Raw genomic sequence first — 16,824 nt, forward strand, 5'->3', positions numbered from 1 at the left:
ACGGGCTTTGGCCGTGCCAGTTTTAAGCGACCCGCGGCATGGCCAACAGGAACGGCCAATCGGACGGCGAAAAATCATCGGTTCCGCTACAAAGCAGCGGCCCGGTCCAGAAGACGGGCCTCGCTGCACGGTCACGGGGCTCCGGAGTCACCGGACTCACGTGTCCTTGTGCAGGAAACGATCTACGACGAGGTCGTACAGAAGTTGGCCGACAAGGTAAACCAGATCCGTCTTGGGGATCCTCTGGACCAACCCCAGTACCCGCGTTCCTGGATTTCACCGCTGTATCCTCCGGTGGCCACCCGCGCGGCCCCCTCTGGGAAGGTGTTGGAGGAGTACAGCGCCTCAAACCCGCGTGCTTCCGGGTTGACTGCTTCGATCCAGCGGCCGTGCTCCGCGGGCTCCAAACCAGCCCCGATCAGTGCGTCGCGGTGCTTCTTGAACCAGCGCCGATAGGCCTCGGCGTCGTCCCAATTGGCAATGATGACCTGGTTATGAAGCCCTGTTTGTCCGTGTGGACGGAGTGCTCACGGGATATCGGTCCGTCTTCTTGTGCACATAGCTCCCACATTCCAGCGGAAGCTACTTTCGCCTCACTGAGGAGGACTAAAGAAGACGGTCGTTTTATAACACGGGGCTGGGCTGTCCGCTAATGTCGCATAGGTCGAAAGGAACCTCCCGCGTACCACCCGTATAGAGATGCCTTGGAGATAAGGGAAGTCGGCCTTTCACCGCCGCCCGGCCGGAGTGAACCTTGCTTGGTACCAAATCTCAGCAGCGTTGAGTCAGTAGCGTTAAGACGGTTGTTTAGCCATGGTGTGGGCGAGGCGGTAGGAGTCGGTGCCGGTTTCGATAATGGTGCCGTTGAAAGTCCGCCCGTCCACATCCTGAATCACCAGAACGGCAGCTGAACCGGGCATCGCGGACCGGCCCTCGTCGTCAGGCAAGCAGGACTCGATGGATATGACGCGCTTTGCAAGCGCTTGCGTTAATTGTTGAAATCGCCCTAGTATGGACGCATGACAGTAAGCGTGGAATCGGTCGCGGAAATGGCTGGAGTTTCTGTATCGACGGTCTCTCGTGCCCTGCGCTCCGTCCCTGGCGTGTCCGCCGCGACTCGCAAGCGCGTGCAAGAGGCTGCCGACGAACTAGGCTATTCGGCGTCTCCGGCTGCTTCGCGGCTGGCGACGGGCCGGACCATGACAGTAGGCATCGTGGTACCCATCCTGGCGAAGTGGTTCTTCGGAAAGGTCATCGGTGAAGCCACACATACGCTCAGGGAAGGCGGATTCGATGTGCTCCTTTTCGAACTGGCCACACCTGGGCAGCGGGAGCGGTTCTTTGGTGGCGCGCATCTGCATGGTCGGACTGACGGTGTCATCATCATGGCGCTGCAGCCCACGAAGGACGAGTTGGAATCGCTCACTTCGCAGGGTCAGGCAGTGGCGCTGCTGGGTGCGGAAGCGCAGGGCATCGGTTCGGTATCCGTGGACAACGTCGGCGCCGGGCGGGCTGCCGTGAGGCATCTGCTCAATCTCGGCCACGAACGGATCGCGTTCATCGGCATCCGTGATGAGGAAGGCAGCAACCTCGGCGGTGTACCTCCCTTGCAACGGCTGGTGGGCTATCGGGAGGCCCTCTCCGAAGTCGGACTGCCCCGGGACAGCAAGCTTGAACAGTTGGATGAGAACAGCGTCGCGGGGGGTGCCGCTGCCATGTCGCGGCTGCTTGTCGCGGAACAGGTCCCGACAGCGGCTTTTGTCGCCTCCGATGAGATGGCCTTCGGTGTTCTCAAGGTCCTCCGCAAGGCCGGCTTGGACGTTCCACGGGATTTCTCCGTGCTGGGGTTCGACAATCATGAGCTCTGTGACGTCGTGGACCTGACAACCATGGACCACGAAGTAGCCGAACAAGGACAGGACGCCGCCCGGATCCTCCTGGACATCCTGAATGGACGGCCCCCTGCCACCCTCGTGTTTCCGGCACGCCTGGTTGTGCGGGAGACCACCGCACCTCCCCGTGCCCTGCGCTCAACTGCCAGGATCCCGGATTCTCCTCATTCCGCCGGACGCTCCGGCACCCCCTGAAAGGAAACTTCATGCAATACCGCAAACTCGGCACAAGCGGCATGTACGTCAGCGCCATAGCACTGGGCAACTGGGCTACGCATGGCGAAACCGTGGACCAGGACCTCGCCACCGAATGCGTCCGCAAGGCGCTGGATCTGGGCATCACCACTTTCGACACCGCGGACGCCTATGCAGGCACCAAGGCCGAATCCATGCTCGGCGAAGCCCTGAAGGGAGTCCGGCGCGAAGGCGTGGAGCTCATGACCAAGGCGTTCTTCCCCACGGGACCGGGCAAGAACGACCGCGGCCTGTCCCGCAAGCACGTAATGGAATCCATCAACGGTTCGCTGAGGCGTCTGCAGACGGACTACGTGGACGTTTACCAGGCTCACCGCTATGACTACGAAACCCCGCTGGAAGAAACCATGGGGGCCTTCGCGGACATCGTCCGCGCCGGTAAAGCCCACTACATCGGCGTGTCCGAATGGACCGTTGAAGAGATCCGGGCCGGCGCAGCGCTGGCGGCCCAACTGGGCATCGGGCTCGTGTCGAACCAACCGCAGTACAACATGCTGTGGCGCGTGATCGAGCCTGAGGTAGTGCCGGTCTGCGAAGAGCTCGGGATCACCCAGGTGTGCTGGTCACCGCTGGGCCAAGGGGTGTTGAGCGGCAAATACGGCGCTTCCACGGTTCCAGCCGGCAGCCGTTTCAGCGACGATGACGGCGGACTGAAGACCGAGCACAAGTTCATGCAGCCGGAGGTGCTCGAACGCGTGGAGAAGCTCAAGCCGATAGCCCAAGATCTAGGCGTGCCGTTAGCCACCCTGGCCGTGGCCTGGGTGTTGGCCAACCCGAACGTTTCCGCAGCGATTGTCGGCGCCAGCCGCCCCGAACAGCTCGACGACACAGTCAAAGCTGCCGAGCTGGTTCTAGGGCGCGAAACGCTTGAACTGATCGACGATACTCTTGGCGACGTCGTGGAGCGCGACCCTGCGAAGGTTGAGTCTTTCCCGGAGCGGGTTTAGGCCGGAACTGCCACAACTCATAGAGCCGCGCTGCTAAGGCAGGTTTTTGATGGGGTCCCGGCTGACGGGTCCTTGGGACTGCTCGGAACCTGTTGCCCTGCCATAGGGCCTCTTTGGACAGATTATCAGAAACCACTTATGTGGCAGCACCGATGCCGCCCGAAAAGAAAGTGAAACTCATGGAAGCATCACCATCGGTCTCGCGCCGTGTACTACTCACTGGAGCCAGTGCGGTCGCGCTCGGCGGGTCGATTGCGCTGTCGGGACAGGTCGGGTCCGCCGCGGCAGCTACGACCCACCACCACCGATCACGTCACGTTCCGTGACTGCGGTGTAGCGATCAAGAAGTTCAGCAACAGCAACGGCGACTGCTGGTCAGGGTGCCTCGTGGTTGACGAGCGAAACACTGCGGGATACGGAGCGGGGCGGTAATAGCCCTTGTCACCCAAGCGCCGGACGGCCGCCAGGCCCAGTACCTTTGGTATTCCACAGACCGCGGGCGGTCGTTTCAGGCCGGCGGCCCGGCCCCTGTGCTGCCCAACCCGGGAGTGAATGATTTCCGCGATCCCAAAGTGATCTGGGACGCTGACTGTGACCGGTGGTTCATGGTCAACGCCGAAGCGCAAAAGCTCGGTTTCTACGCCTCACCGGACCTGCGGTCCTGGCAGCGCGTCGGCGAGTTCCAGCGTAACTACTTGGGGGTGCTCGAGTGCCCCGACATCTTTTGTATTACAGCCGACGACGGTACCTCGCACTGGGTCCTCGGTACAAGTGCGAACGGCAAGGGTCGCGGACTGCCCGCGACGTACGCCTACTGGACTGGAGCCTTCGACGGCAGTTCCTTCACGCCCTACCGTCCCGAGCCGGAATGGCTCGATTATGGCTTTGACTTCTACGGAGCAGTGACCTACCCGGTCTTCTTCACCACGGCTCGGCTGGCTTTGTCCGTCGATGGCCGCCATCCACCAGTGCCTGAGCGAATCTTGTTATCGTCAACCGAAATTGGAGGGTTCAGGCGGCTTCTTCAAACGACGCCTTTCTGGAGCATGAAGCACGCATAGGGCTGATCTTCCGCGGTCTGCACCACGACGAACGAATCCCGTACCCGCCTGTAAAAGTCGTGTCGCTCCACGGCCCCGTAGACCAGTTCTAGGCCGGTGGACTCGGAAGCCATGCGAAGAAATCGGGTCTGGATTTCAGTCACCGTCGCCGGGTCTCCGTCCGGATGCATGCGCTCAAGCGGATGCTCGACAAAGCTGTCCAACGGAAGAACACTGAGGATCGCCTGTGCTGCCTGCAGCAGACGAGTTCCTCGAATTTGTATCACGGGGCAGCCGCTCGAATAGGCAGGATAGTTTCTGTCGACCAGGGCAAGCCGATCGCCGTGCCCCATTTCATCGAGCATCTTCAAGAGCTCTCCGCTGAGCAGCGGGTTGATGTTTCTTAGCATGGATCTTCTTTCGATCTACGAACACGTTGACGACGGCGCTGAACCCTTTTATGCCCGAAAAGCAACTGCGTCATGGGCGGGTCCCCAGGAAATCCGGCCGATATTGGCCCTGGGGCCTGACTCACTGCCGAGCGAAGCGAACGTAACCCGGCAGACCAGCGGGCCTTCTCAGGTAGCGCCTCCCTCCCTCCTCGGCGAACAACATCCCGAAGCTGCCTAAAGTTGCGCCCCGACTTCGGAACGGCGGAGGTTTGGAAAATTGCTGACTATAGACAACAGCGCCGGAAGGCCTCTACGCTATCGATATTGTAAATATTCACTCTATCTAACATTCATTTTGAGTGGAACACAAGGAGGACGTGCGTGAATAAACTCGTCAGGTCACGGAATATTACTCGGGTGTTGGCGCGCGTTGCCGTCGACGCCGCAGTCGGAAAGTCCACGGAGATGGGTGTGTGCGTCAGCATCGCAGTGGTCGACAGCGCCGGACACCTTGTGTGTTTCGAACGAATGGACAGTGCGCCCTTTCAGACGGCGAAAATCGTAGTTGACAAGGCGTACTCTGTCGCCGGTAACGGCATGGCCACGCACGAGTTCTGGGAAGTTGTCCGTCAGGAGGAAGCCCTGCTGCATGGCGTGGCCACGATCGAAGGGGCAACCATTATCGGCGGAGGACTACCTGTCCTGCACGACGGCGAACTGATCGGTGCCGTTGGAATCTCCGGAAAGAGCTCCATGAACCAGGACCGTGAGATCGCCGAAGCTGCCATCAAGGCTGCTGCAGCTTGCCTGGCGCCCTGAAGCTTCGATTTCGCGTAGCTCGAGCACACCTTTCCTCGCAGAACCCCTGCCTCAATGTCCCAATGTAGATGTCCAGCCCCAAGGAGCACTTTATGTCAATTCAGCCAATTCCCGACTTTGCCCTCAACGACGGATCTACAATTCCCCAGATCGGCCTGGGCATCTTCGGCCCAAACGACGCCTCTGCCGCCGACACCGTGGCTACGGCACTCAAGCTTGGATACAGGTCATTGGATACGGCCGAGCAGTACCAAAATGAAACCGGCGTGGGCGAAGGAATCCGCCGCTCCGGTGTCCCTCGGGGCGAAATATACGTCACCACCAAGTTGGGCAATGAAAGCCACGGCTATGACGCGGCGCGCCGCGGATTCGAAGGCAGCCTTAAGCGGCTCGGCCTCGACTATGTCGATCTCTTCCTGATCCATTGGCCGATGACGAAGATTGGCAAATACGTCGAGAGCTGGCGGGCACTTGAGCGTCTGCAAGAGGAAGGCCTCGCAAAATCCATCGGCGTCGCAAATTTTCAGATCCACCACCTTGACCGCCTGATGGCTGAATCAAACGTGGTTCCCGCCGTCAACCAAATCGAGCTCCATCCCGGCCTGCACCAAGCGGAGTTGAAGGCATTCAACACCTCGCATTCCATTGCGACGATGGCCTGGTCCCCCTTGGCCGGGAACCCGTTTGCTAACCGCAAGCTGACTGACAGTCCCGTCCTCCGGAAGATCGGCGCGAAATACGGGAAGACCGCGGCCCAAGTGATTATCAGATGGCACCTCGACCAAGGAAATGTGGTCATCCCGAAGACCGTGAGTCCCGACCGAATGATCGAGAACACGCAAGTCTTCGACTTCCAGCTCGAGGAAACCGATCTTGCGGAGATCGCCGCACTTGAGGTGGGGATCCGGAACCCCTACGACCCCGACCTTATGGACTGAGTGCGCCATAACCACTTTGCGTTGGCTCCTGTAGTTTGCAACATCAAATAACAGATTTGATCCGAAGGCTTCCGCTTTCAACAATGTGGAGATAGTGTTACTAACCACATCATGTAACACTCAAAGATGAGGATACAAAAATGATTCAGCGTTCATTGACTGCCAAGCAGTCGAACCGCAAGTGGACCTCCGTTCGAGCAGCGGCCGTCCTGAGTGCAGGTGTGCTTGCACTCTCCGCGTGCGCCGGAGCCCCAGGAAACGCCGGAGGCTCGAAAGAAAATTATTACCTTCCCGAGAACGTCGCCCTTTATGCGCCCGACAATGCGACAGTACTCAAACAGGCTCCGGGGAACCCTGTCACAGGACCCGTGACCAAGCAGACGCTGACCCTCCCCTATGCAGGAGCGTTGCCCGTCGCCGACGGACCCATTGGAGACCCAGCCAAAACCTACACCTTCTGCTTCTCTCAAGGGCTGGCCAACAACCCCTGGTCTACTGCACAAAAGGAAAGCCTCATGATCGAGGCCGCCAAGCATCCCAATGTCCAGATCAAGTACACAGAAACGAATGATCCGAGCGAACAAGTCGCTGACCTTCAGTCCTGCGTGAGCCAGAAGGTCAGCGGCATCCTGGTATTTCCCCAGTCGGTGGGTCCGTTGACTCCCGCCATCGATGCAGTCTGCAAAGCCGGCATTTTCGTCATCGGCATGGAACGGACGGTCGACACCGACTGCCCTGATTCTTGGGTCTACCTTGACTACAAGCAAGGTGCTATCCAGATTGCCAATACCATCGGCGAGTCGCTGAAGGGTAAAGGCACCGTGGTGGAGACGCAAGGAACGATGGGGTCCTCGCCCCAGATTCTGCGCCACGAAGGTTTCATAGCCACCCTGAAGTCCAAGTATCCGGACATCACGGTGAATGAAACTTCTCCCGGCGACTTCGATCGCACGAAGGCCTATCAGGCTGCACTCAGCTTCCTCCAGTCACCTCAGGGGAAGAAGATCGACGCCTGGTACACCCAATACAGCGAAATGGCGCTGGGTGTTTACGCCGCGATGCAACAGACGGGCCGGACAGACATTCCTCTCTATACGTGGGGGGACGACAAGTCCACCACTGCGGCCATCCAGCGCGGAGAAGTCTCGGCCGCTGTTCCCGCGACGCCCCTGCACGCGGATCTGGCCCTTCGAGTAGCCATTCAGGCCATTGAGAAAAAGGATTACCCCAAGCGCATCATGCTTGAGCAGCCGCTTCTCCTGACCAAAGACAACGCCCCAGCGTACGACAAGACCACCTGGGGATCCGCGGGCTAAGCGCGGTCTGACCGACCTTTCGCCGTCCAGCAACCGCCGATGCAGGAAAGACAACTCTCATGAAGAAATCATGGCTTCCAATTCACGGATCAGCTCCGCTCGGAAAGCATCCCGATTCCGAGGCACGCAACGGCACCTTCGACGGGACAGTCGTGGCCTTGCGCGGAATATCGAAGACCTACCCGGGGGTGCAAGCCCTCACCTCCGTGGACCTGGACATCTTTCCTGGAACCGTCCATGCGATAAGCGGTGAAAACGGGGCCGGCAAGTCAACTCTGTCGAAGGTCATCTGCGGTCTCGAGCAGCCGGACGCGGGGGAGGTATACATCGATAACAAGAGGGTGCATCTCACCTCCCCCCAAGACGCCCGGCTGCTCGGAGTCAGCGCCGTCCCGCAGGAGCTCTCCCTTGTCCCCCACATGTCTGTAGCGGAGAACCTATGCGTTGCTGCCTTCCCGGCGCGCTCCGGGATGGTCTCACGCAACGCTCTGAGGGCCAAGGCGCAGCCTGTGCTGGATTCCCTCGGCCTCTCCATCGATCCGTTCTCAGAGCTGAGCGAGCATTCCCCCGGCATCCAGCAACTAGTCATGATCGGCAGGAGTTTTGTTGGCAAAGCCAGGATCATCATCCTGGACGAGCCAACCGCCGCTCTGACGGAGCCGGAAGTCGCCCACCTTTTCGAGGTTGTGGAAAAGGCCAAGGACGCCGGCACAGCCTTCATCCTGGTCAGCCACCGTCTCCAGGATCTGTCCCGGATTGCCGACACTGTCACGGTGCTTCGGGACGGAGTCAAGATCGTCACCAAGCCGATGAGCGAGATGAGCCACGACGATATTGTCAAGGCCATGGTAGGACGCCCGGTTGAACGGTTCACGCACGAGATTCAAAACCGGGCAGGCATTGATTTCGAGGTCAAATCCGGGCAGATCAAGATGCCCCCGAGACTTTCGGTGAAGAACCTGTCGAGTCCCGGCAAATTCGAGGACATCAGCTTTGAGTTGAACCCCGGTGAAATCGTGGGCATGGGAGGGCTGCTGGGTGCGGGCCGCAGCGAAGTTGCACGGGCGATCTTCGGCGTTGACAACTACGATTCCGGCACCGTCGAGGTGAATGGGGTGCCGCATCGGATACGTAATCCCCGGGAAGCCTTCCGCGCGGGCATCGTGATGGTTCCTGAAGAAAGGAAAAGCCAGGGGCTGGTACTGGACATGACCATCGAAGAGAACTTCGCGCTGTCGCAACCGGAGGTCATCTCCAAAGGCGGGTGGCTCAGCAGGACGCGGTCTGCGCAGCTGGCGCGGGACCTGATCGGCAAGCTCAGCGTGAAGGCGGCCGGAGCCGGCGTGCCTGTAGGGACATTGAGTGGGGGAAACCAGCAAAAAGTGGTCATCGCCAGGTGCTTTCTCAACGACTTTCCGGTCTACATCTTCGACGAACCCACACGGGGGGTCGACGTGAACGCCAAGTTCCAGATTTACCGACTCATCAACGGACTCGCAAAGGGTGGAGCCGGGGTACTCGTTATCTCCTCGGAGCTGTCTGAGCTGCTGGCGATTGCGGACCGGATCCTTGTCATGCGGGACGGCCGTCTTGTGGATGACATCCCGGCCATGGGGGCCACAGAAGAACGCATCCTCTCCTCCGCGATGGTCTAAGTCAGATCCCGGAACCATTCTGATTCTCTGAGAAGGAAACGCACATGAGCACTGAAGTCGCAACGCCGACTCCCCAAAAGCAGAACTTACGTCGGGAATGGACTCCGGCGGCCCTACGCAAAGCCGGAGCGCTCCCGGCACTCGTTGTCGTCTTGATCCTGGGATCGGCCCTTTCACCGTTCTTTATGACCATCGACAACATCCGAAACGTCCTGGGTCTCGCCTCGATAATCGGTCTACTGGCAGTGGGGCAGGGATTCGTGATAATCGCTGGGGGTGCCGGCATTGACCTTTCGATCGGAGCCACCTTGGCCCTGGCGGCCATTGTCGGTGCGAAGATGGCGCCTTACGGCCCGGTCGGAGTCATCCTGGGCGCATTGTTTACAGGGCTGTTCGTGGGCACAATTAATGGGCTCGGAATCGCCTTCGGTCGGTTACAGCCCTTCATCATCACCCTGGGAACCATGACGATCGCCACTGGCGCCGCGTTTTTCCTCTCGGGTTCGAACCCGATCCGGCTGCGGGGCGACAACGCGCTGAAATGGCTCAGCACTGAGGTATTCGGCATACCTGTTCCGGTGATCGTTTTCGTCCTGACCGTTGCGATCGCTCAGATTGTGCTGTCAAAGACTGTTTTCGGGCGTCAAATCTACGTCCTGGGCGGCAACGAGGAAGCGGCCCATTTCGCCGGCATCCCGGTCGTTCGGCACCGCATGACGGTTTACATGATTTCAGGCCTCTGTGCCGGCATGGGAGCCCTTGTCCTGATGTCACGACTGCAGACCGCGGACCCGGCTTACGGCCACGGCTATGAACTTGCAGCCATCGCGGCCGTCGTCGTCGGCGGCGCCCCGCTCACAGGCGGAGTCGGAACCATCCGGGGCGTTGCAGTCGGCGTCCTGATCATCCAGTTCATCACCAACATCCTGGATCTACTCAACGTCAATCCCTACATCCAGGCCATGGTTCAGGGACTCATCCTGATCGCGGTCGTCGCACTCAACAGGCGCGGTTCGGCAACCTCAGTCCAAGCGCTGAAACGGTCTGTGCCGCTGATTTGCGGCCTGGCACTGGGCGCAATCCTCCTCTTCGGGTTACAGCACTGACGCGTTCAGTTCGGCACCCGTTCATTCCAAAAAGGTCACCGCTTCAGAGGTGGCAAGAAAGGTTAGGTAGTCATGATTCCCAGGAAGAAACCTGAGCCGGTCGAAGTATTGATCATCGGTGCAGGCGCCTCCGGCGGCACGGCCGCCAAGGTGTTTACAGAGGCCGGGATCCGTGTGGTCGCACTTGACCGGGGCCCATTCTTGCGAAATGAACAATTCTCCGGTGATGAACTCAAATACCTGAACCGGAACTACGTCTGGCCGGATCCTCAGCTGAAGCCACGCACGTACCGGCCGGACGAGGAAAGCCCGGAGGAAGAAGTCCAGTTCTCCCCGACCCCCCAAGGCGTCGGGGGCGGAACGATTCATTGGGGCGGCATCGTTCCCCGGATGACGGAGGACGACTTCCGCCTCCGTTCGCTGCACGGTGATATTCCCGGCGCGAGTCTGGTCGACTGGCCGATCGAATACGGTGACCTCGAGCCGTACTACACGCGCGTTGAATGGGAGCTCGGCACTTCGGGACTTGCCGGCGCCAACCGATGGGAAGGACCTCGTTCTAAGGGATACCCCACGAAGCCGGTCGAGCTGACGCACTATGGGCGTGTTTTTGCGCAGGCCATGAAAAAGATGGGCCAGAGCACGTTCCCGATTCCGCAGGCAATGGTCACCGAGCCGTATCGAGGCCGCAACCCGCACGTGAATTCGGGCTTCTGGCAGCAGTATGGCGACCCCGTAGGGGCCAAATCTTCAACGGCGAATACGTTCATTCCGGACGCACTTGCCACGGGGTTGCTTGATCTCAGGCCGGACTGCTATGTCCGGGAGATCGTCCTTCACCCGGACGGAACAGCCAAGGGCGTCATTTACACCGACGCCGATGGCAATGAGGTTGAGCAGCTTGCCGACATCGTGATCTGCTGCGCCGGGGCAATTGAAACCACGCGCCTGCTTCAACTATCGAAGTCAGCGACTCATGCCAACGGGCTCGCCAACAGCAGTGGTCTGCTTGGAGCAAACGCCACTTTCCACGAGTACCTCTTCGCGATCGGACTGTTCGACAAGGAGGTGGTTGATCCCCTGTATCCCTGGGCCGGCCACTACATGAACACCATGTCGTTCGATTACTACCAGACTGACTATGGCCGCGGTCACATGCTGGGAACGCTCATCTTCGCCTCTATGCTTGGCCATCCCGTCAACTGGACCTTCCCCGGGCGACCCACTTGGGGACAGGCCTCTAAGGACACTGATCGCGATCTGTTCAACCACAGCATGAAGCTCGGTGTCATGGTCCAGGATCTACCCGTCGAATCCAACAGGGTAGACCTTGACCCAAACGTCGTCGATGCCTGGGGGCTGCCAGTCGCCCGGATTACCCACACCCCTCATGCCAACGACTTCGCCCAGGCCAAGTGGCAGGTTGCCAAGAACATGGAAATTCTTGAGGTGGCGGGCGCCAGCAAGATCATCCCCGTTAACCTCGAAAAGATCACAGGAAACTGCTGCCACGAGATGGGTACGGCAAGGATGGGCAACGACCCGTCAAAGTCCGTCGTCGACAAATGGTGCCAGACCCATGACGTGCCGAACCTTTACATCTTCGACGGCAGCTTCTTCCCAACCTCGACCGGCGTTAATCCGACGCTTACCATCATGGCCAACGCCTGGCGGTGCACTGAACGCATCATCCATGTCCGTGGCAAAGGCCGCACAGCGGACTGACGCCACTTTCCCTGATTCAACAGACAACAAGGAGGGTTTCTCCCATGGTCAGCCAATCCCAGGCCCACTGGCCCACAGTGCCAATTTCGGCTCGAGACGTAGACGGGCCCCTGTTTTTTACGGACGATGAGTGGACCCTCGTCCGGGCCGCGACGGCCAGAATCATCCCCACGGATTACGATCCCGGGGCGGCGGAAGCCGACGTCGTACGATTTCTGGACCGATTTCTGTCTGGTGACTTCGTGTATGCCAGCGCCACTGGTGACGGATTCCTGGAAATACGCGGGAAGGAAGCCGAAGCCTGGCAAGCGCGAATCAGGCACAGGCAGTCCGTCTACCGCGAAGGACTAGCGGCCCTGAAGGCGCTCAGTCTGGACAAATACGCCAAGGACTTCCACGAGCTGTCGGATGACGAGCAGGACGCGCTGCTCGTTGAAACCTCCGGGCGGCCAAAGCCGCGGCACGTTCAGTTGCACGATGACGAAATTTTCAACTCAGGGGAGGGCGGCCCGCCCCCGACCAACCAACCGGTCAGCGACGCCGGCCTCGGATTCTTCGACATGCTCGTCGCGCATACGCGTCAGGGCTTCTATGCCGATCCCGTGTATGGAGGGAACAAAAATTTTGTCGGGTGGCGAGTCATCGGGTTCGACGGGCCGAAATCATTGGCGGACACGGTAGCCGGCCGTTACACGACGACTGACTACATGATCATGGGAGCCACCTGGCCGTACCCGCAAAGTCCCAGGGTTCAGCGCTTCGGCCGCTAGGGCGGGCTGAGGCCGGCAAGTTTTCGTTACCGAGCCCAACACAACCATCGCATTTGTTATTTTCTGTTACCAGAATCATCAAGGCTCGGAAACTTCCTGGGTGCATCGAAAAAATGGGGCTATAAACCCTTGACGGGCTCCCAAGTACGTGTGACATAATGATAAATGTCACAAGATGTTAGACATAACTGTTTATCCAGCCAACGAAGATTGGAGTAAGAAAGTGGAAAAGACCCGCATCATTCTCGATACGGATATCGGAACCTACTACGACGACGCCTTTGCGGTGATGTTCGCGGCTCAGTCGCCGGAGCTGATCGTCGAAGGCGTCACCACCTGCTACGGAGACACGCACCTGCGGGCTCAGATCGCAGTCAAGGTCCTGGAAGCGGCCGGCCGCAGCGACATCCCGGTGTTCAAGGGCATCGGTATGCCGATGCGCGGCCATGCACTGATGTTCGGTTTCGAGGGCGAGGGCATCCTCGAAGAGGGCGAAGAGCCCCAGTACGAAGACCAGCACGCGGTTGATTTCATCATCGAAACGATCATGAACAACCCGGGTGAAATCAAGGTCGTCACCCTGGGTACGGTGTCAAACGTCGCCCACGCCATCCTTCGCGAACCGCGGGTCGTGGAGAACATCAAGGAACTCATCATCATGGCGGGCGTTGTTATCCCGATTGTGGATGAGAAGGGCGTCCGTCGCTCGCCTCGCGAGGAGTACAACTTCAACAACGATGCCATCGCTGCTGAAATCGTTCTGAACTCCGGCATGCCGATCACATACGTTCCGTGTGATGTGACGCTCTACACGCCACTGTTGAAAGAGGACGAAGACCGCATCAGGAAAGCCGACACTCCGATTACGGAAATGGCCACCCGGATTCTCGACCTGTGGCCCCCGCAGGAAAAGCTGATCTACACCGCCGTGGGAATTGCAACCGAACACACGGCCCTGTGGCTGCATGATCCGCTCGTGGTCATGCATGCCTTCGATCAGACCTTGCTGAAGCTGTTCCCGCTGCACATCGCCACGGAGTACAACCTGACGCCGATCGAACGTGACATGTACGTTGCGAACGCGAACGGACAGCAGGATCTCTTGCGCACCAACCCCAAGAAGCTGCCACCGAACATGGACGTGGCACTCGAAGTGGACGGTCCCCGGGTCAGCCACTTCTTCGCAGATCGCCTCACTGCACCCCTTGGAAACGGCGTTACGAAGGAACTGGAAACTCAGGGCGCCTCTTCGTAGATTCCGCGTACGGAACATGTGCCACTCCGCCCGAACCCCGGGCGGAGTGGCACATGGCTTTCGGGCAAACTCCCTCAGGTAGTTTCGCCTACTCAAGATCGTTTTCTACGGTAATCCCGTGCCCGCACGAGCAGGTGCCGGCCGCATATTGGTGAAAAGAGCAGGACATGAAACCAGGTCAGGGACCAGCATCCCTTGCAGGGCGCACTCGAACGGCGGCCGCTGAAGGCCGACCCGGTCCGCGGCTCCCCGGACGACGTATGATCTTTGCGCTGACTCTCTTGGTTTCGTGGATCGCGACCTTTTTCCAGGGCAATACAGGTGCAGCCGCTGAGAAGGCCTGCTACGAAACGATCAGAATGGCCCTGCATGATTCCGGTTCGATTGCCTTCAGCGATGCCACAAGATCGGGAGGTGACCCGGTCTGGACGGTCAATGTGACAGCCGATGTGGAAAATTCACTGGGAACTGCAACGCACATCAAATATGTGTGCCGAACGCACCGTGAGCCCGGCAGCACCGAATGGAACGTTGACTCTTTGTCACGGTAAAGCGGCGCCGGCACAGTTGCCTTAAACACGGTCACGGCCTGTCAAAGACAGTGCTCTGATTTCTTCCGGACAATATGCATCGAATTCTCCCCGCCTGGGAGCCGAAACGCAGCAGCCCGGCCTACTGCAAATGGAGCGACCTGTTCCGATCCTCCGCCGGCTTCATCGGGCTGGCAGGTGAACCCAGCCAGCCTCGACCTCGAAGACATCGGGAAAAGTTGCAAGCCATTCCGGGTGATCCTGTCCGCCCAGAGAATCACTCGCGGTGCCCGAAAAGTTGTACTAAGTCGCGCCTATTGGATGTGTCCGCGGTGCCCGGTAGTGGCTGTGTGGGCGAGTTGCTCGTGTCTTCGGCACCAGCGGGACCGTTTCAGGGTGTGGTCGGGGGAGAGCGGCCTGGACCAGACGGGGCGGACGAGCAAGTGCCCTCCAGTAACGACTGGCCGATCAGCTCGCTGAACAAGAACACCAATCTGCGTCGACTTTACTTCCCCGAGTATGGATCTCAGCTGTCCACAGGGCCTCGCGTCGGCCGCGGTCAGGATGGAATGCTCGACGGCGACGAAGGCTATCTTGGGTCCGCGGCGGGCGGCCAAGCGGTGGTCTCTCGCGGCGAGGTAGGTGTTCCTGGACCGTGCGGCCGACATGGCCGCGATGCCCAGGGCCGCCTTGAGGTATTTGCTCAGGGCTTCCCTGGCGTCGCGAAACGGTACCATCGCCTCCTCGATCCGTGCAGTGAGCGCTTCGATGACCCGGGTGTGGGAGTCGATCTGGTCCACGTGCAGCCGGGCCATGAACGCGTGGTGGGGTTTGAACCGCCCGGTGAGCGCGTCAACGAGGCCGGGATATTCGACCGCAACACGCCCCGGGCCATCCCGGCCAGCACATCGGGGTTGCGTTCTCCCTTGATGAGGGCCTCGAGCATGTTCCGGGAAAAGACTCCCCTGCTCGTGCACGGACAGCTTCATGAACCGTTGCAGGGCGCTGAATTGCGCCTCCGTCACAATGGCTCAGTTTCGAGCGCCGCCGATAGGCATCCCGCTCTTGCGGAGAATGTTTATCACACGTGGGTTCCCAGGCCTTGGGCTGTCGGGTAGGAAGACTGGGCGCCGAGTCTCATGACCGAGAACGATCCCGCGGCAACGCCCAACTGGACCGACTCCGACAACGGGCGGCCGACGGCCAAGCACGCAGCGAGTGCGCCCACGAAGGCATCGCCCGCACCGGTGGAATCGATCACGGGGCCAATCGCGGGAGCCGATACGTGGCCCTCATCCTCCTTGTCGAGCCAGTACGCACCTGCCGCGCCCATTGTGATGACCACTGAGGAAGCGGTCTCGCCGAGCTGACGAGCTGCCTCGCGTGAGCTTGCTTCATCGAAGACGGGCCTGGATAGGAGCGCACTGGCCTCGGACTCATTCACCACAAGGGGATCGGCATGGCGAAGGAGACGTTCGTCAATACGCACGTATGGGGCAAGATTCAGCACACACCGCAAACCGGCCCGCTGTGAGGCATCCAAGGTCTCCTGGATAGTAGCCACCGGCACCTCCGCCTGCACCACAACGATTGCCCCGCGGCGAACGTGGTTCAGGGATTCTCGTACGTGGACTTCGGATAGGCCAAGATTCGCTCCGGCAACCACCGAGATGGAATTCTCCCCGTTGGGGAAGACCGAGACAAACGCGGCGCCAGTTCGTCCGCCCGGCAAGATCTGGACCTGGCTGGTATCTATCCCTTCAGCCTTGAGGCTGCTGAGCATGGCCGCTCCCTCGGCATCGTCTCCGATGGCGGCGATGAACCTGACGGAACTCCCCAAGCGTGCCGCGGCCACAGCCTGATTGGCGCCCTTGCCGCCTGATTGGGTGTGGAAATGGTGTGCAAGAACCGTCTGCCCTGGTTCTGGAGGCGCATCCAGCTGGATGATGTAGTCCAGATTTGCCGACCCGACGACGACTACTTCAGTGGACATGCTTCTCCTTGGTGTTCGTGGGGGCCAGTTCTTGATTGATCGAACCGAATGTTTGGTCGGGAACGCGCCCGTGTGCGTCGTTCACCGCGACCAATAGTCCGGGAGTTAGTGAGTCCTTCATCGGAGGAAGGCTGCTGCGACGCCCGCGTCGACCGGGATGTGCAGGCCGGTGGTGTGTGAGAGTTCGTTGC

Annotated in this window: 16 protein-coding genes and 2 pseudogenes; 12 read left to right on the forward strand and 6 right to left on the reverse strand. The window is 59.8% G+C overall.

All coding sequences use genetic code 11. From position 1 onward, the window contains the following. Window positions 1–302: 302 nt before the first annotated feature. Window positions 303–485 (reverse strand): annotated as a pseudogene (locus tag QRN52_RS19030) (phenylacetaldoxime dehydratase family protein); the annotation flags it as partial. Window positions 486–794: 309 nt separating this feature from the next. Then, a complete protein-coding gene (locus QRN52_RS24030) occupies window positions 795–947 on the reverse strand; it encodes a hypothetical protein (RefSeq protein WP_502869732.1) in 153 nt (50 codons plus the stop codon). Window positions 948–1,019: 72 nt separating this feature from the next. Here QRN52_RS24030 and QRN52_RS19040 point away from each other — a divergent pair, with 72 nt between their 5' ends. The 3 genes from QRN52_RS19040 to QRN52_RS19050 all read left to right on the forward strand — a co-directional run bounded on the left by QRN52_RS19040 (window position 1,020) and on the right by QRN52_RS19050 (window position 4,155). Continuing rightward, window positions 1,020–2,087 (forward strand): LacI family DNA-binding transcriptional regulator, encoded by a 1,068-nt coding sequence (locus QRN52_RS19040; RefSeq protein ID WP_284754997.1) that lies wholly within the window; start codon window positions 1,020–1,022, stop codon window positions 2,085–2,087. 11 nt (window positions 2,088–2,098) lie between these two features. Beyond that, the gene (locus QRN52_RS19045; protein WP_284754999.1) at window positions 2,099–3,094 is read left to right on the forward strand and encodes an aldo/keto reductase family protein; all 996 of its coding nucleotides are present in this window, start codon (window positions 2,099–2,101) and stop codon (window positions 3,092–3,094) included. 431 nt (window positions 3,095–3,525) lie between these two features. Further along, a complete protein-coding gene (locus QRN52_RS19050; RefSeq protein ID WP_284755021.1) occupies window positions 3,526–4,155 on the forward strand; it encodes a glycoside hydrolase family protein in 630 nt (209 codons plus the stop codon). Here the strand turns inward: QRN52_RS19050 and QRN52_RS19055 are convergent. Then, the gene (locus QRN52_RS19055; protein WP_284755001.1) at window positions 4,119–4,544 is read right to left on the reverse strand and encodes an RbsD/FucU family protein; all 426 of its coding nucleotides are present in this window, start codon (window positions 4,542–4,544) and stop codon (window positions 4,119–4,121) included. The genes QRN52_RS19050 and QRN52_RS19055 overlap by 37 nt on opposite strands. Window positions 4,545–4,907: 363 nt before the next feature. Between QRN52_RS19055 and QRN52_RS19060 the strand changes: the two genes are divergently transcribed. The 9 genes from QRN52_RS19060 (at window position 4,908) to QRN52_RS19100 (ending at window position 14,661) form a co-directional block, all read left to right on the forward strand. Continuing rightward, on the forward strand, window positions 4,908–5,345 hold the full coding sequence (locus tag QRN52_RS19060; RefSeq protein WP_284755002.1) for a GlcG/HbpS family heme-binding protein: 438 nt from the start codon (window positions 4,908–4,910) through the stop codon (window positions 5,343–5,345). 92 nt (window positions 5,346–5,437) lie between these two features. After that, a complete protein-coding gene (locus tag QRN52_RS19065) occupies window positions 5,438–6,283 on the forward strand; it encodes an aldo/keto reductase (protein WP_284755004.1) in 846 nt (281 codons plus the stop codon). A gap of 368 nt (window positions 6,284–6,651) precedes the next feature. Next, window positions 6,652–7,599, forward strand: a complete 948-nt coding sequence (locus QRN52_RS19070) for a sugar ABC transporter substrate-binding protein (RefSeq protein ID WP_284755006.1) — start codon at window positions 6,652–6,654, stop codon at window positions 7,597–7,599. Between the two features lie 59 nt (window positions 7,600–7,658). Continuing rightward, window positions 7,659–9,254: a sugar ABC transporter ATP-binding protein gene (locus tag QRN52_RS19075; protein WP_284755007.1), complete on the forward strand. Its 1,596-nt coding sequence runs from the start codon at window positions 7,659–7,661 to the stop codon at window positions 9,252–9,254. A 44-nt stretch (window positions 9,255–9,298) separates the two neighbouring features. Then, window positions 9,299–10,360: an ABC transporter permease gene (locus tag QRN52_RS19080; protein ID WP_284755008.1), complete on the forward strand. Its 1,062-nt coding sequence runs from the start codon at window positions 9,299–9,301 to the stop codon at window positions 10,358–10,360. 72 nt (window positions 10,361–10,432) lie between these two features. Beyond that, a complete protein-coding gene (locus tag QRN52_RS19085; protein ID WP_284755010.1) occupies window positions 10,433–12,085 on the forward strand; it encodes a GMC family oxidoreductase in 1,653 nt (550 codons plus the stop codon). A 44-nt stretch (window positions 12,086–12,129) separates the two neighbouring features. Continuing rightward, window positions 12,130–12,855: a gluconate 2-dehydrogenase subunit 3 family protein gene (locus QRN52_RS19090; RefSeq protein ID WP_284755011.1), complete on the forward strand. Its 726-nt coding sequence runs from the start codon at window positions 12,130–12,132 to the stop codon at window positions 12,853–12,855. Between the two features lie 223 nt (window positions 12,856–13,078). Continuing rightward, a complete protein-coding gene (locus tag QRN52_RS19095) occupies window positions 13,079–14,110 on the forward strand; it encodes a nucleoside hydrolase (RefSeq protein WP_284755012.1) in 1,032 nt (343 codons plus the stop codon). A 260-nt stretch (window positions 14,111–14,370) separates the two neighbouring features. Continuing rightward, entirely contained in the window at window positions 14,371–14,661 is a 291-nt protein-coding gene (locus QRN52_RS19100; RefSeq protein ID WP_284755014.1) for a hypothetical protein, read from the forward strand. A gap of 530 nt (window positions 14,662–15,191) precedes the next feature. Here QRN52_RS19100 and QRN52_RS19105 read toward each other — a convergent pair. The 3 genes and pseudogenes from QRN52_RS19105 to QRN52_RS19115 all read right to left on the reverse strand — a co-directional run. Next, window positions 15,192–15,586, reverse strand: a pseudogene (locus QRN52_RS19105) (hypothetical protein); the annotation flags it as partial. Window positions 15,587–15,721: 135 nt separating this feature from the next. After that, entirely contained in the window at window positions 15,722–16,633 is a 912-nt protein-coding gene (locus QRN52_RS19110; protein ID WP_284755016.1) for a ribokinase, read from the reverse strand. Beyond that, window positions 16,623–16,824, reverse strand: a 202-nt coding sequence (locus tag QRN52_RS19115; RefSeq protein WP_284755017.1) for a hypothetical protein, incomplete at its 5' end; no start/stop codon positions are given. The genes QRN52_RS19115 and QRN52_RS19110, both read right to left, overlap by 11 nt.

Origin of the sequence: Arthrobacter sp. efr-133-R2A-120, assembly GCF_030209835.1 — a bacterium.
Classification (GTDB): domain Bacteria; phylum Actinomycetota; class Actinomycetes; order Actinomycetales; family Micrococcaceae; genus Arthrobacter.

Excerpts from the sequence above, each read along its gene's own strand:
- QRN52_RS19040 (WP_284754997.1), top strand. The coding sequence starts at position 1,020 with ATGACAGTAAGCGTGGAATCGGTCGCGGAAATGGCTGGAGTTTCTGTA.
- QRN52_RS19045 (WP_284754999.1), top strand. The coding sequence starts at position 2,099 with ATGCAATACCGCAAACTCGGCACAAGCGGCATGTACGTCAGCGCCATA.
- QRN52_RS19055 (WP_284755001.1), bottom strand. The coding sequence starts at position 4,544 with ATGCTAAGAAACATCAACCCGCTGCTCAGCGGAGAGCTCTTGAAGATG.
- QRN52_RS19065 (WP_284755004.1), top strand. The coding sequence starts at position 5,438 with ATGTCAATTCAGCCAATTCCCGACTTTGCCCTCAACGACGGATCTACA.
- QRN52_RS19075 (WP_284755007.1), top strand. The coding sequence starts at position 7,659 with ATGAAGAAATCATGGCTTCCAATTCACGGATCAGCTCCGCTCGGAAAG.
- QRN52_RS19080 (WP_284755008.1), top strand. The coding sequence starts at position 9,299 with ATGAGCACTGAAGTCGCAACGCCGACTCCCCAAAAGCAGAACTTACGT.
- QRN52_RS19085 (WP_284755010.1), top strand. The coding sequence starts at position 10,433 with ATGATTCCCAGGAAGAAACCTGAGCCGGTCGAAGTATTGATCATCGGT.
- QRN52_RS19090 (WP_284755011.1), top strand. The coding sequence starts at position 12,130 with ATGGTCAGCCAATCCCAGGCCCACTGGCCCACAGTGCCAATTTCGGCT.
- QRN52_RS19100 (WP_284755014.1), top strand. The coding sequence starts at position 14,371 with ATGATCTTTGCGCTGACTCTCTTGGTTTCGTGGATCGCGACCTTTTTC.
- QRN52_RS19110 (WP_284755016.1), bottom strand. The coding sequence starts at position 16,633 with ATGTCCACTGAAGTAGTCGTCGTCGGGTCGGCAAATCTGGACTACATC.